13 protein-coding genes are annotated in these 13,145 nt (G+C 72.1%); 6 read left to right on the top strand and 7 right to left on the bottom strand.

The window, feature by feature from the left end:
* Positions 1–487: copper resistance CopC family protein (locus tag ABZ297_RS21250; protein ID WP_355348627.1), on the bottom strand; the 487-nt coding region annotated here is incomplete at its 3' end.
* Between the two features lie 50 nt (positions 488–537).
* Here ABZ297_RS21250 and ABZ297_RS21245 point away from each other — a divergent pair.
* A complete protein-coding gene (locus tag ABZ297_RS21245; protein WP_355348624.1) occupies positions 538–696 on the top strand; it encodes a hypothetical protein in 159 nt (52 codons plus the stop codon).
* On the opposite strand, the gene ABZ297_RS21240 is transcribed toward ABZ297_RS21245, so the two are convergent.
* From ABZ297_RS21240 to ABZ297_RS21225, 4 genes are all read right to left on the bottom strand, one after another.
* On the bottom strand, positions 647–1,642 hold the full coding sequence (locus ABZ297_RS21240; RefSeq protein WP_355348621.1) for a diiron oxygenase: 996 nt from the start codon (positions 1,640–1,642) through the stop codon (positions 647–649). The two genes, ABZ297_RS21245 and ABZ297_RS21240, sit on opposite strands and share 50 nt — an antisense overlap.
* Before the next feature lie 68 nt (positions 1,643–1,710).
* Positions 1,711–2,310, bottom strand: a complete 600-nt coding sequence (locus ABZ297_RS21235; protein ID WP_355348618.1) for a TetR/AcrR family transcriptional regulator — start codon at positions 2,308–2,310, stop codon at positions 1,711–1,713.
* An 11-nt stretch (positions 2,311–2,321) separates the two neighbouring features.
* Complete coding sequence (locus ABZ297_RS21230) at positions 2,322–3,671, bottom strand: ATP-binding protein (RefSeq protein ID WP_355348615.1); 1,350 nt, start codon at positions 3,669–3,671, stop codon at positions 2,322–2,324.
* A 3-nt stretch (positions 3,672–3,674) separates the two neighbouring features.
* Positions 3,675–5,018 carry a HAMP domain-containing sensor histidine kinase gene (locus ABZ297_RS21225; protein ID WP_355348612.1) on the bottom strand — a complete coding sequence of 448 codons (1,344 nt, stop codon included), beginning with the start codon at positions 5,016–5,018 and terminating at the stop codon, positions 3,675–3,677.
* A 158-nt stretch (positions 5,019–5,176) separates the two neighbouring features.
* Here ABZ297_RS21225 and ABZ297_RS21220 point away from each other — a divergent pair, with 158 nt between their 5' ends.
* Genes ABZ297_RS21220 through ABZ297_RS21210 form a run of 3 tightly spaced genes read left to right on the top strand, consistent with a single transcriptional unit; the run spans position 5,177 to position 8,873 of the window.
* Positions 5,177–6,352: an acyl-CoA dehydrogenase family protein gene (locus ABZ297_RS21220; RefSeq protein WP_355348610.1), complete on the top strand. Its 1,176-nt coding sequence runs from the start codon at positions 5,177–5,179 to the stop codon at positions 6,350–6,352.
* Entirely contained in the window at positions 6,349–7,374 is a 1,026-nt protein-coding gene (locus ABZ297_RS21215) for an acyl-CoA dehydrogenase family protein (RefSeq protein ID WP_355348607.1), read from the top strand. The genes ABZ297_RS21220 and ABZ297_RS21215 overlap by 4 nt, the downstream gene beginning before the upstream one ends.
* Entirely contained in the window at positions 7,374–8,873 is a 1,500-nt protein-coding gene (locus ABZ297_RS21210) for an AMP-binding protein (protein ID WP_355348604.1), read from the top strand. Before ABZ297_RS21215 ends, ABZ297_RS21210 begins: the two co-directional genes overlap by 1 nt.
* Before the next feature lie 75 nt (positions 8,874–8,948).
* On the opposite strand, the gene ABZ297_RS21205 is transcribed toward ABZ297_RS21210, so the two are convergent.
* Positions 8,949–10,211 carry an FAD-binding oxidoreductase gene (locus ABZ297_RS21205; RefSeq protein WP_355348601.1) on the bottom strand — a complete coding sequence of 421 codons (1,263 nt, stop codon included), beginning with the start codon at positions 10,209–10,211 and terminating at the stop codon, positions 8,949–8,951.
* A 205-nt stretch (positions 10,212–10,416) separates the two neighbouring features.
* Between ABZ297_RS21205 and ABZ297_RS21200 the strand changes: the two genes are divergently transcribed.
* Together ABZ297_RS21200 and ABZ297_RS21195 are read left to right on the top strand one after the other, a co-directional pair.
* Positions 10,417–11,502, top strand: a complete 1,086-nt coding sequence (locus ABZ297_RS21200; RefSeq protein WP_355348598.1) for a sensor histidine kinase — start codon at positions 10,417–10,419, stop codon at positions 11,500–11,502.
* Positions 11,499–12,158, top strand: coding sequence for a response regulator transcription factor (locus ABZ297_RS21195; RefSeq protein WP_355348595.1), 660 nt, complete (start codon positions 11,499–11,501; stop codon positions 12,156–12,158). The genes ABZ297_RS21200 and ABZ297_RS21195 overlap by 4 nt, the downstream gene beginning before the upstream one ends.
* On the opposite strand, the gene ABZ297_RS21190 is transcribed toward ABZ297_RS21195, so the two are convergent.
* The gene (locus tag ABZ297_RS21190; RefSeq protein WP_355348592.1) at positions 12,125–13,141 is read right to left on the bottom strand and encodes a YafY family protein; all 1,017 of its coding nucleotides are present in this window, start codon (positions 13,139–13,141) and stop codon (positions 12,125–12,127) included. The genes ABZ297_RS21195 and ABZ297_RS21190 overlap by 34 nt on opposite strands.
* Positions 13,142–13,145 lie beyond the last annotated feature (4 nt).

Genomic DNA, 13,145 nt, shown 5'->3' with positions numbered 1-13,145 from the left:
CCGGACCCGCCTCCTGCGCAGGGTTCGCTGTGGTGGCGGGGTTCCCGGTGGCGGCCGGGCCGGCCGGGTCGGCAGGAGGTGCGGTGCTGGTGGGGCTTGTGGCGGCGTCGGGTTGGGACGGGCGGGCGTCGGCCGACAGGGTGAAGGTGATCTTGCCGGTCACCGGGTGGCCGTCGGCCGACAGGATGCGGTAGCCCACCACGTACGAGCCGCCCGGACGCAGCGGCTTGACCTTGACGGACACCTTCTCCGCCGCCACCGAGGCCGCGCCGTCGGCCCACGCTGAGCCGTCGGCGCCGGTCACGCCCACCTGCGCGTACCCCTGGCGTACCGTCTGGTCGAACACCAGCGTGACCCGCTCGGGAACCGACGACAGCGTCGCCCCGTCCTTCGGGTCGCTGCCGACCAGCACGTTGTGCGCCAGCGCTGGTTGGGCGATACCGGCTGCGGCGCAGGCCAGCAGCAGGACCGTGAGTAGCCGCCTCACCGATCAAAGCCTTCCATCGAGCGTTTCCAAACCCGTCTATGGTCCCACTCGTGACGGACCTGTTCGGCGGGGCGGCCTCCTACGACGCCAAGTACCGGCCGGACCACGGGGAAGAGGCGATCGAGCACCTGGTCCGCGCGCTCGGCCCCGGCAGCCGCGTCATGGACCTGGGCTGCGGGCCGGGCGGGGGTCCGACCAGATGCCCATGACCCGCCAGATCCGCCGGGTCAGCGGGTTGATCAGGCCGATGTCGACGCAGAGCTCCCTGGTCCTGGCGACGGAGTCGCGGATCTCCTGCTTGGCGGCCCGGTTGCGCAGGTACACCTCGGCCACGACGCTCGGGGGAATCCGGAAGCGCCTGATCATCGGCCCCGGCGGGGCCAGCATGATCCTGGCCATCACGCCGAGCACGACGGGCGAGGCGACGCCCAGCATGAGCCGCCGGTGGCGGGGCATCCGCGGCACCCGGTTGCGCAGGTAGTGCCTGGCGAAGGAGATGTGCCTGGCCTCCTCCGCGATGTGGATGCGCATGATCGTCTCTTCCAGCGGGTGGTGCTCCCTGTCGTCCTTGAGAACCTTGCGCTGGACGTGGTCGATCGGGTCCTCGCCGCCGAGCACGAAGACGAAGAACAGCTCGGTCGAGATCAGCGGGATCCACGGCGCGACCTGCGCGATCAGCGACAGCGGGCCCGGCATGCCGCGCACCGGGAGCTTCGTGCGGTTGACGAACTCCTGGAACATCATCCCGTGATGTCCCTCTTCGATGGTCTCGTGGTAGACGTAGCGGAACTCCGGCGACCCGTTCGGCAGCCGGTAGGCGTAGTTCAGCAGCCCCCGCTTGAGCAGGTTCTCGAACTGCAGCCCGATCTTCATCGCGGTGGCCACCCGCCACAGCCCGATCCGCGCCCGTGTCTCGGGCGGGCGGGACCGGTACCACGGGTGGCCGCCCAGCTTGTCGACGTCCGGTAGCTCCCAGCGCGGGTCGGTCTGGTCCACGAGGAACTCGGGGTCATCCCACGGGATGTCCCGGTACGGCTCCCAGTGCTTGTCGACCGACGCCTTCGACAGCCGTTCGATGACGGACCGGTAGGCGCGGCGGTCCGCGACCTTCTCGTCGCTTTCCCTGGCGGCGGTAGAGCTCGGTGCGGGTGTCATCGCGTGGGCTCCTCTCCTCGCCAGCTAATTGTACGAAGCATCCAATAAGTCTGGGAAGGGGAGACGGCTCACAGATCCTCGACGTCCAGGCCCACTTCCGCGGCGGCGGCCGTCCGCACCAGCTGCGCGACGCGGCGGCGTGACAGCAGCCTGCCGTGCACGTTCCACTGGATCGCCAGCCCGTCACTGAGCGCGAAGATCCGCCAGGACGCGCCGTCGGGGTCGGCGCAGACGAAGTCGCCCGACGCCACGCCCTCCTCGATGATCTCGCGCAGCAGCGTCCTGCCCCGGACGTCCAGCCGCCGCGAGGTCTCCTCCAGGTCGGTGTTGCGCATCGACTCCGCCCAGGCGTCGATCCACAGCCGCCAGCCGTCCGCGCCGGTGGTGGGCGAGCAGCGCTTGAGCAGCAGCTTCAGTCGCTCCCTCGGCGGACGCTCGGACCTCTCTATCTGGTTCAGCGCGTTGAGATGGAGTCTGGCCGCGTACGAGAAGGCCTGCTCGAACAGCCGGTCCTTGGTCTCGAAGTGGTAGAAGAGCAGGGCCTGGCTCACCCCCGCGGCCCTGGCGATGTCGAGGGTCCTGGTGTGCCCGAACCCTCGCTCCGCGATCACCTCGCACGCCGTCTTCAGTAAGTCCTCGCGTCTTAATCGGCTGAAACCTGGAGTCACAGCGGGCAACTCTAACTACTGCGCAGAGGGATTTGGAGGACAAACCGGGCGCCGCGGTCGGAGTCCTCGATGGTGAGGTTGCCGCCGTGGGCCAGTGCGATGTCGCGGGCGATGGGCAGGCCGAGGCCGGTGCCGCCCGCGTCGACGTTGCGGGAGGCGTCCAGGCGGGTGAACCGCGCGAAGACGGTCTCGCGCTGGTCGGGGGCGATGCCGCCGCCGTCGTCCACGACCTCCACGACGGCCTGGACGTCCACGGCGCGCACGGACACGCTGATCCTGGACGCGGCGTGCCGTTCCGCGTTGTCGAGCAGGTTCGTCAGCAGGCGCGCGAGCTGGAGCCGGTTGCCGGTCACCATCGCCTTCCCGCCCAAGCGCAGCTCCACGAGCTTGGTGTGCGAGCGCCTGGACAGCTCCTCCTCCACGAGCGCGGCCAGGTCCACCGCCTCCCTCGACGACGGCACTCCGGCGTCCAGTTTGGCCAGGGTCAGCAGGTCGACGACGATGGCCTGGAGCCGGTCGAGGCTGGCCAGGAGCGCCTGTCCGGTGTGCTCCCAGTCGGCGTCCTCCGGGTGCAGCAGGGCCTCCTCGACCTGGGCCCGCATCGCGGTGATCGGGCTGCGCAGGTCGTGCGAGGCGTCGGACGCGAACCTGCGCTGCTGCTCGACCGCCGACTCCAGGCGGTCCAGGGTCTGGTTGACGGTCCTGGCGAGGCGGTCCAGCTCGTCCTCGTGCGGGGACGGCGGCACGCGGCGGCCCAGGTCCGTGGCGGTGATCTCGGCCAGCTCGGTCTTGATGGCCGCCACCGGCGCCAGCGCCTTCGTCACGGTGCGCGAGGCCACGGCGGCCGTGATCGAGGAGAGCGCCACCACGCCGAGCAGCACGCCGCCCACGTACAGCGGACCGATGTACCAGGGGATGGCGCTGATGTAGGCGTAGACCATCCAGGACGACGTCCCGACCGGGATCCGGTCGCCGACGGTGACCAGGCAGCGCTCGCCCGGCACCTGGTCGGTGCAGAAGGTGGCGTCGACGCGCAGCCCGTCGTCGGAGGGCCGGATCCCGGTGAGGGGCGGCTTGCCCGCCAGCCGGATGCTGCTCTGGCGGATCACGGCGTGCTCGTCGACCACCTGGATGAGATCGACGTTCTCGGTGGAGACCAGGGGCCGGAGGTTGTCGGGGGCGGTTCGCTCGATGCTGATCGAGACGCGGTGCGCGGCCGCGGCCGCCTCCTGGATCGCGTGCTCGGTGAGCAGCGCGTGAACGAGCGGTGTGACCAGGAGCGCGGTCAGGAGGTAGCCGCCCAGCGTGTACATCAGGGCCGTCATCGTGAGCCTGCGCCGCACGGACCACCGGGTGAACACGCCTCAGCCCTCCTCGGTCGGCAGGCGCAGCACGAACCTGGCGCCGCTGTCGGAGTCCTCGAGGGCGAGCGTGCCGCCGTGGGCCAGTGCGATGTCGCGGGCGATGGGCAGGCCGAGGCCGGTGCCGCCCGCGTCGCGGTTGCGGGAGGCATCCAGGCGGGCGAACCGCTGGAAGACGTACTCGCGCTGGTCGGGGGCGATGCCGCCGCCGTCGTCCAGGACCTCCACGACGGCCTGGTCGTCGTGCCGCCTGAGGGACACGATGATGGTGGACTCGGCGTGCCGCTCGGCGTTGTCGAGCAGGTTCGTCAGCAGCCTGGCCAGGCGCAGCCGGTCGCCGCGGACGACCACCCCCGGCTGCAGCGTCCTGACGACCTGCTTCGAGCGCGGCCTGGCCGCCTCTTCGGTGACCAGCTCCGACAGGCCGACGTCCTCGCACACACCGGGTTCGCCTGCGTCGAGCCTGGCGAGCGTCAGCAGGTCGGCGACGATGGCCTGGAGCCGGTCGAGGCTGGCCAGGAGCGCCTGTCCGGTGTGCTCCCAGTCGGCGTCCTCCGGGTGCAGCAGGGCCTCCTCGACCTGGGCCCGCATCGCGGTGATCGGGCTGCGCAGGTCGTGCGAGGCGTCCGAGGCGAACCTACGGTGGTCCTCGACCACGGCCTCCAGCCGGTCGAGCGTCTGGTTCACCGACCGCGCCAGCACGCGGATCTCGTCGACGTTGCGAGGGGCGGGCACGCGATGACGGAGGTCGGCGGTGGCGGTGATCTCGGCTAGCTGGTCCCTGATGCGGTCGACCGGGGCCAGCGCCCCCGCCACCACGCGCGACGTGCCGAACCAGGCGAGCGCCACGAGCCCCGCCGACGCGCCCGCCACGGACGCGAGGACGGCGGGGGTGACGTACCAGGGCACCGTGTCGACGAAGGCGTAGATGAGGTACTCGCCTTCCTTCTCGTAGACCCGGAAGACGACCGCGATCTCGCACCGCCCGGGGAGCACGGGCAGGCCGCACATGATCTGGGTCTTGTTGACCTCGTCGGGGTCCGGCACGAAGGTGGTCAGGCGTGGCTGGCCGACGAGGTTCGCGCTGGACGCCGTGACACGCCCGGCGGTGTCGACCACCTGGATGCCGTCGAGGTCGGTGGGGACCACCGCGGGAAGGGTGCCGCGCTTGACCTGGTGAACCACGCGCAGGGCCACGCCCAGTACCTCGTTCTTGCGGTATTCGAGGGCCGTGTTGTGCAGGCCGTACAGCAGGAGTGAGCTGGCCAGCAGGCAGAACAGCGCCATGGTGACGCTCGCGAGCAACGTCAGCCGCGCGCGCACGGACCTGCCGAACCGTGTAACCACGCCTCCCCCCTGGTAGCCAGGTGATCACACTAAGTGGCTTCATCTCTAATTAACGGAGATTCAGCGATAAATCGGGACAAAAGGTCGAGAGAACGATGCTCTATGCCAGTCGCGTGGGGCTGGTTAGAGTAAGTGAGCACTGATGCGAAGGGGACGACGTGAACCTTGACGAGTATCGGCGTGCCGCCAGGGACTGGCTGCTCGAAAATGCCCCGAAGGACGATTCCCCAGATATCGCCCAGGCCAAGGATTTCATGGCCAGGCTTTACGACGCCGGCTACTCCGGCATCACGTGGCCGGAGCGGTGGGGCGGCCAGGGCCTGACCCAGGCGGAGGAGCGCGCGTTCGCCGCCGAGGCCCGCGACTTCGCGCTACCCACCTACGTCTTCTCGATCGGCCTGGGCATGACCGGTCCCACGCTGGTCGACAGGGGCAGCGACGAGCAGCGCGAGCGCTTCGTCCGGCCGCTGCTGCGCGGCGAGGAGATCTGGTGCCAGCTCTTCTCCGAGCCGGGCGCGGGCAGCGACGTGGCCGGCCTGCAGACCAGGGCCGAGCGCGACGAAGCTCGCGGAGCTCGCGGCGACAGCTGGATCGTCAACGGCCAGAAGGTCTGGACGTCGGTCGCCCAGCACGCCGACTGGGGCCTGCTGCTCGCCCGCACCGACGTGGACGTCCCCAAGCACCGGGGCCTGACCATGTTCGTGGTGGACATGCGCCACCCCGGCGTGACAGTCAGGCCGCTCAGGGACATGACCGGCCGGGCCCACTTCAACGAGATCTTCTTCGACGACGTGCCGATCCCCGACGAGCACCGCGTCGGTGACGTCAACGACGGCTGGAGCGTCGCCGTCACGACCCTCCTGCACGAGCGCCTGTCGATCTCCGCCGGGGTCGGCATGAGCGGTCAGAAGGACGACCCGACCTCCCTGGAAGCGCTGCGCCAGGCGGTCGACACCACCGACCCGCTGGTCAGGGACGAGCTGGTCGAGCTGCACGTCCGCTCGCGCGCGCTGGCCCTGTTCAACCAGCGCCTCGCCCAGGAGACGAGGGCCGGTCTCTTCCCCGGCGCCCGGGGCAGCGCCGCCAAGCTGCTGCTCGCCGAGCTGACCCTGTTCCGGGCCGACCTCGCCACCAGGCTGGTCGGCCCGGCCTCCGTCGTCGGCGACAGCCCGCTCGCGCACGCGATCTCGCTGGCCCCCGCGATGGCGCTGGGCGGCGGCACCAACGAGATCATGCGCAACATCATCGGCGACCGCGTGCTGAACCTGCCGCCCGAGCCGCGGGTGGACAAGACCGTGCCGTTCAAGGACCTGAAGGTGGGGACGCAGGGGTGAAGCTGGTACTCAGCCAGGAGCAGCGGCAGTTGCGCGAGGCCGTCCGCGCGTTCCTGAGCGCGGCCTCGCCGCCGGGTGAGGTCCGCCGCGCGATGGAGTCGCCCGACGGCTACGACCGCGACGTCTACGCCCGGCTCAACGGCGAGCTGGGCCTGTCCGGCCTGATCGTGCCGGAGCAGTACGGCGGGGCGGGCGCGGGCTTCGCCGAGCTGGCCGTCGTCCTGGAGGAGACCGGCGCCGCCCTGCTGCCCGGCCCGTTCCTCGCCGGTGTGTTCGCCGTGATCACGCTCACCCAGGCGCCCGACGAGAAACTGCTCCCCGCCCTGGCCGAGGGCCGCCTGACCGCCACCCTCGTCGAGGGCGTCAGCCGCGACGGCGAGGTGCTCAACGGCACCGCCGGGCAGGTGCTCAACGGCCTCGACGCCGACGTGCTCCTCGTCGACACCGGTGACGCGCTGGTCGCCGTCGACGCCGAGGCCGCCACCCGAGAGCCGCGCCTCACGCTCGACCTCACCCGGCGGCAGGCCAGGGTCGTCCTCGACGCGGCCCGCGGCCGGGTGCTCAGCACCGACACCGCGGCGCTGGCCAGGGCGCGCGATCTGCGGGCCGTCGCGCTGGCCGCCGAGCAGCTCGGCGTGCTGCGGGCCGCCCTCGACTCCGTCGTCGGCTACGCCAAGATCCGCGTGGCCTTCGGCCGGTTCATCGGCTCCTACCAGGGGGTCAAGCACCGGCTCGCCGACATGCACTGCAAGCTCGAACAGGCCGAGTCGATCGTCAGGTTCGCCGCCTGGGCGGCCGACGAGTCACCGGCGGACCTGCCCGAGGCCGCCGCGCTGGCCCAGGCGTACGTCGGACGGGCCTGCTTCGAGGTCGCCCGCGACCACCTGCTGCTGCACGGCGGCGTCGGTTTCACCTGGGAGCACGACGCGCATCTCTACTACAAGCGGGCCAAGGCCGACGAGGTGCTGCTCGGCCCGCCGCGCGCGCACCGCGCCCGCCTGGCCGACCTGCTGGAGCTGTGATGGACCCCGCGACCGATATCGCCGACCTCCCGGGCTTCTACGCGATCGCCCAGGCCGACCCCGGCCGCCGCGCGGTCGTCGGCCCCGACGGCTCGGTCGTCAGCTACGGCGAGCTGCTCGCCACGGTCAACCAGGTCTCCCACGGCCTGCGGGCACGCGGCCTGCGCCGCGGCGACGTCGTGGCGGGCGTGCTGCGCAACGGGCTCGACGCGGTCGTCATGCTGATGGCCACCGGCCAGATCGGCCTGTACTACGTCCCGATCAACTGGCATCTCACCGACTCCGAGATCGCCTACATCCTGGGCGACTGCGACGCCAGGATCGTGGTCGCGGGCCCGGAACAGGCCGTGCCGGGCGCCGAGACCGGCATCGGCGGGCTCGCCGAGGGCCAGCCGACCGGCCCGCCGGGCGAGCGGTCCGCCGGAGCCGTCATGTGGTACACCTCCGGAACCACCGGCTTCCCCAAGGGGGTGCAACGCCCGCTCTCCGACGCCGAGCCGGAGGCGCTCACGCCGCTGTACACGTGGTTCCTCGGCGAGGTCGTCGACCTCAGGCCGGGCGACGGCGTGCACCTGGTGACCTCGCCCATGTACCACTCGGCGCCGTGCGCGCACACCCAGTTCGCCCTGCACCTGGGCCACACCGTGGTGATCGCGCCCCGGTTCGAGCCGGTCGCCGTCCTGGAGCTGATCGAGCGGTACCAGGTGACCAACGCGATGATGGTGCCGACCATGTTCCACCGGATGCTGCAACTGCCCGGCGAGGTCAGGGCCGGGTACGACGTGTCGAGCCTGCGCCAGGTCATCCACACCGGCGCCGCCTGCCCCGTCGCGGTCAAGCAGGGGATCATGGACTGGTGGGGGCCCGTCCTGTACGAGTACTACGGCTCCACCGAGTCGACGATCGCGTTCGCGGTCAAGCCGCACGACTGGCTGGCCAGGCCGGGCACCGTGGGCAGGCCGGCGCCCTCGTTCGAGGTCCGGATCCTCGACGACGACGGCGAGGAACTGCCCCCGGGGGAGCCCGGCATGATCTACATCAGGTCGGGCCTGGGCACCTTCGAGTACCGCAAGGACCCGGCCAAGACCGCGGCCAGCATGCGCGGCGACTGGTACGCCCCCGGCGACATCGGCTACCTCGACAAGGACGGCTTCCTGTTCCTCTGCGACCGCCGCACGGACCTGATCGTCTCCGGCGGGGTGAACATCTACCCCGCCGAGATCGAGGCCGCCCTGCTGGAGCATCCGGCGGTCGCGGACGTGGCCGTCATCGGGGTGCCCGACCCGGAGTGGGGCCACAACGTGGTCGCCCTGGTGCAACCGGCCGAAGGCGTCACGCCGGGCCCCGAGCTCACGTCCGAGCTGCTCGAACACTGCGGGCCGCGGATCGCCAAGTTCAAGCACCCGAAGGTGGTCGAGTACCGCGACCAACTGCCCCGCACCCCCACGGGCAAGCTGTCACGCGCCAAGGTCAGGCAGGAGTACCTCGACGCGCTGTGAAGACCGGCTCGTCGGTGTACCGCGCGCCGCCGGGCCCGCTGACCAGGCGCTGACCGTCCGCTGATCGCGGGGCTCTCAGCCCGGCAGGATGGCGTGGCCGGGACGCAGCACGCGGTCGGGGTCCCAGGTCTTCTTCACCTGCGCCAGCCGGGCGTGGTCCTCGGCCGTGTACGCGGAGGCGGTCCTGGACGGGTCGGTCAGGAAGTTCAGGAACGTGCCCCCGGTGGCGTGCCCCTTGAGGTCCACCCGCTCGCCCATGGTGATGACGGAGAACGGCACGTCCCGGTGGCCGGCGGGCCCCGCGTCGGCGCCGGGCCTGGCCATCGCGCCGCCCCAGTGCCGCACCTCGACCGCCCGCGCCCCCGAGCCGAGCAGCGTGCCGACCAGGTCGTCGGGCAGGTCCTCGACCAGGTCGAAGTGCTGGCTGACAGCCATCGGCGGGCTCGGCGGCCCGGCGATGGCGGTGCCCGCCTCCTCGAAGGAGAGCTCGGCCATGCCGCCGCCGACCGGCTCGCCCGCCGCGTCCAGCAGCGGAGCGAGCAGCCGCCGCGCCTTCTCGGCGGAGGCCAGGCAGACGGCCCTGACGCCGAGCGCCCGGCCGCCGTCGGGCAGCCGCATCACCAGCACCGCCGTGTTCGACTCGTCCGGCTCGTCCGGCGCCCACGCGCGGTAGGCGGCCAGCGTGTCGGCCGCCCGCTCCACGGGGTGCAGGGTCATGCCCGCGTAGACCCGTTCGACCGGGTATAGGCGGAACGTCAGGGCCGTCACCACGGCGAAGTTGCCGCCGCCGCCGCGCAGCGCCCAGAACAGGTCCGGGTGCTCGTCCGGGCCGATGGTCAGCGGCTCGCCGTCCGCGGTGACGACGTCCGCCCGCACCACGCTGTCGGCGGCCAGGCCGTACGCGCGCGACAGCCAGCCGGCGCCCCCGCCCAGCGTGTACCCCGTGACGCCCACCCACGGCGTGCCCGACAGCGGCGCCAGCCCGTACGGCGCGGCGGCGGCGATCACGTCCGACCACAGCGCCCCCGGCCCCGCGGTCGCCGTCCTCCAGGACGGATCCACCGCCACCCGCGCCATCCCCGAGGTGCGCAGCATCAGCCCGCCCTCCGCGGACGACACCGTGCCATGCCCCGTCGACTGCACCGACACCGGCAACTCCCGGGTGCTGGCCACCTCCACGGCCGCCCGCACGTCCTCCGGCCCCGTCGCCTCGGCGACCACGTCGGGGCGGGGGGCGAACGCCCGGTTCCACGGCAGCCGCTCCAGCTCGTACCTCTCCTCGCCGGGCAGGTGGATCCGCCCCTGGAAACCGGCGGCCCGCAACGCTCGATACGTCATCTCGGCTCCTTTCGCATCTCGGCCCTTTGGCTTCTCGGCCCCTTGGGCACCTCGGCTCGCTGGTACCGATGTTGGCCCGGCGACCAGGGCGCGGTCGTCGTGCGCGCGGATGCAGCCGGACGCAGTACGGCGGCCAGGCGCTACTGCGCCGGGAGTAGCACTCCGGAACGACGATTTCTGTCCGGTTTCGCCGTAAGGTGCGGACATGGCGAGACCTCATATGCCCGACGTGGTGCTGGTGGTGGGCGTGGCGGCCGTGGTGACGGGCAACGCCGCGCTCACCGGCACGGGGCCGCTCGGCTACCTGCTGCTCGTCGCCTCCGCCCTCGTCCTGTACGCGCACCGGCGGGCGCCCAGGACGGTCCTGGTGATCACCACGGCCTGCGCGCTCGGCTACGTGCTGCTGGACGGCCCCGAGCTGCTCGCCGGGCTGCCCGCACTGATCACGATCTTCAGCGTGGTCAAGAGCGGCCACAACCCCTTCGCGCTGATCGCCACGGCGGTGCTCGAAGCGGGCATGGTCGGCGCCGGCCTGCTCAACGGGCAGCCGCTCGTGACCGCCGTCAAGGGCGCGTTCGCCATCGCCGGCTGGTTCGTCGCCTCGGCCGTGATGGCCGCGGTCTTCCAGCAGATCGAGCAGCGCGCCGCCGAGGCCGAGCGGACCCGCGAGGAGGCGGCGCTGCGCCGGGCGGGGGAGGAGCGGCTGCGCATCGCCAGGGAGCTGCACGACTCGCTCACCCACAGCATCTCGATCATCAAGGTTCAGGCGGGCGTGGCCGTCCACCTCGCGCGCAAACGCGGCGAGGAGCCGCCGCCCGCGCTGCTCGCCATCCAGGAGGCGGGCAGCGAGGCCATGCGCGAGTTGCGGGCCACGCTGGAGGTGCTACGCGACGACGCCGACCCGCCGACCGGTATCCTCGACCGGCTGCCCGACCTGGTGGACCGGGCGTGCGCCGCCGGACAGCCGACCACGCTCAAGATCGATGGACGGCCGAGGACGCTGCCGGGCGAGGTGGAGCAGGCGGCCTACCGCATCGTCCAGGAGGCGCTGACGAACGTCACCCGCCACGCGGGCCCCGCCTCCGCCACCGTGCTCGTCGGCTACGCCGCCCACGGCCTGGTCGTCCAGGTCGACGACGACGGGCGGGGTGGCGTCTCGGCGGAGCCGCCGGGCGTCGGGCTCACCGGCATGCGCGAGCGGGTCGCCGCGCTCGGTGGCGAGCTGGTGACCGGGCCGAGGCCGGAGGGCGGCTTCTCCGTCCGCGCCGACCTGCCGGTGCGTGTCTCATGATCAGGGTGCTGCTCGCCGACGACCAGGCGCTGATCAGGGCCGGCTTCAAGGCGCTCATCGAGGCGGAGGAGAGCATCGAGGTGGTCGGCGAGGCGGGCGACGGGCGGCAGGCCGTCGCGCTCGCCGTCGAGCACCTGCCCGACGTGGTGCTGCTCGACATCCAGATGCCCGTCATGGACGGTATCGAGGCCACCAGGCGGATCGCCGCCGACCCGCGCCTGTCGGACGTGCACGTGGTGATCCTCACCAACTACGGCCTGGACGAGTACGTCTTCGACGCGCTGCAGGCCGGGGCCGGCGGGTTCCTGCTCAAGGACACCGACCCCGCCGACCTGCTGCACGGGATCAGGGTCGCGGCCCGCGGCGACGCCCTGCTCTCGCCCGACATCACCCGCAGGCTGATCGGCGAGTTCGTCTCCCGGCCGCCGCTCACCCTGCCGCCAGGCGAGCTCGGCCTGCTCACCGAGCGCGAGCGCGAGGCCGTGGCGCTGGTCGGGCGCGGGCTGTCCAACGACGAGATCGCCGTCCACATGGTGGTCAGCCCGTTCACCGCCAAGACCCACGTGAGCAGGGCGATGACCAAGCTGGGCGCCCGCGACCGAGCCCAGCTGGTGGTGCTCGCCTACGAGTCGGGCCTGGTCACCCCGGGCCGCTGACGGCCGTCCCGCCCTTCAGGTGTGCCGGCCGCCCGGCGATAGCGCTCGGACAGCCGCAGCACGTGCTCGGCCAGCTCGGGCGGGTCGAGCACCTCGAAGTCCACGCCGGTGAAGCCGATCCAGACGGCGATCCCCGCCAGGTCGTCGCCGCCCAGCCTCAGCAGGCAGGTGGCGTCGTCGACCGGCTCGACCTCCAGGCCCAGTGGCAGGCTGCGCATCCGCTCGGCGGGGGCGTGCAGCAGCACCGTCGCCTGGTGGCGCCACATCGCGGTGCTGACGCCCTTCTCCACGAACGCGGCCACGTCCCCGCCGTTGGGCAGGTCGCGCGGGGGGAAGCGCGGCCCGGTCGGCGTGCGCGGCCGCACCCTGTCGACCCGGAACGTCCGCCAGTCCTGCCGCTCGACGTCGTAGCCGAGCAGGTACCAGCGCCCGCGCCGGTGGACCAGCCGGTACGGCTCCACGTTCCTGACGGTCGCCGAGCCGTCGTGGCCGGTGTAGTCGAAGCGCAGCCGCTCATGGTCGCGGGCCGCGTTCGCGATCGCCGTCAGGACCTCGGGCGGCACCGAAGGCGCGCTGCCGGGGACCTGCCCAGGGATCTGCACCGTGTACGCGTTCAGCGCGTTGACCCGGCGCCGCAGCCGGGACGGCAGCACCTGCTCCAGCTTGGCCAGCGCCCGCACCGAGGTCTCCTCGATCCCCTCGACGCCGCCACCCGCCGCCCTGCCGAGCCCGACCGCCACCGCGACGGCCTCCTCGTCGTCGAGCAGCAGGGGAGGCAGCGCCGCGCCCGCCCCCAGCCGGTAACCGCCTGCCACGCCGGGCGTGGCGTGCACCGGGTAGCCGAGGCTGCGCAGCCGCTCCACGTCGTTGCGGATCGTCCTGGTCGACACCCCGAGCCGCGCCGACAGCTCGGGGCCCGACCACTCCTTGTGCGCTTGCAGCAGCGACAGCAGCTTCAGCAGGCGGGCCGAGGTTTCCAGCATGCGC

The sequence above is a fragment of the Nonomuraea sp. NPDC005983 genome, assembly GCF_040614375.1.
GTDB lineage: Bacteria > Actinomycetota > Actinomycetes > Streptosporangiales > Streptosporangiaceae > Nonomuraea.
This window is presented reverse-complemented; position numbering and strand designations above follow the sequence as displayed.

Bases quoted from the DNA above. Each gene is read 5' to 3' on its own strand.
- ABZ297_RS21210 (WP_355348604.1), top strand. From the start codon at position 7,374: ATGGACCCCGCGACCGATATCGCCGACCTCCCGGGCTTCTACGCGATC.
- ABZ297_RS21195 (WP_355348595.1), top strand. From the start codon at position 11,499: ATGATCAGGGTGCTGCTCGCCGACGACCAGGCGCTGATCAGGGCCGGC.
- ABZ297_RS21205 (WP_355348601.1), bottom strand. From the start codon at position 10,211: ATGACGTATCGAGCGTTGCGGGCCGCCGGTTTCCAGGGGCGGATCCAC.
- ABZ297_RS21240 (WP_355348621.1), bottom strand. From the start codon at position 1,642: ATGACACCCGCACCGAGCTCTACCGCCGCCAGGGAAAGCGACGAGAAG.
- ABZ297_RS21190 (WP_355348592.1), bottom strand. From the start codon at position 13,141: ATGCTGGAAACCTCGGCCCGCCTGCTGAAGCTGCTGTCGCTGCTGCAA.
- ABZ297_RS21200 (WP_355348598.1), top strand. From the start codon at position 10,417: ATGGCGAGACCTCATATGCCCGACGTGGTGCTGGTGGTGGGCGTGGCG.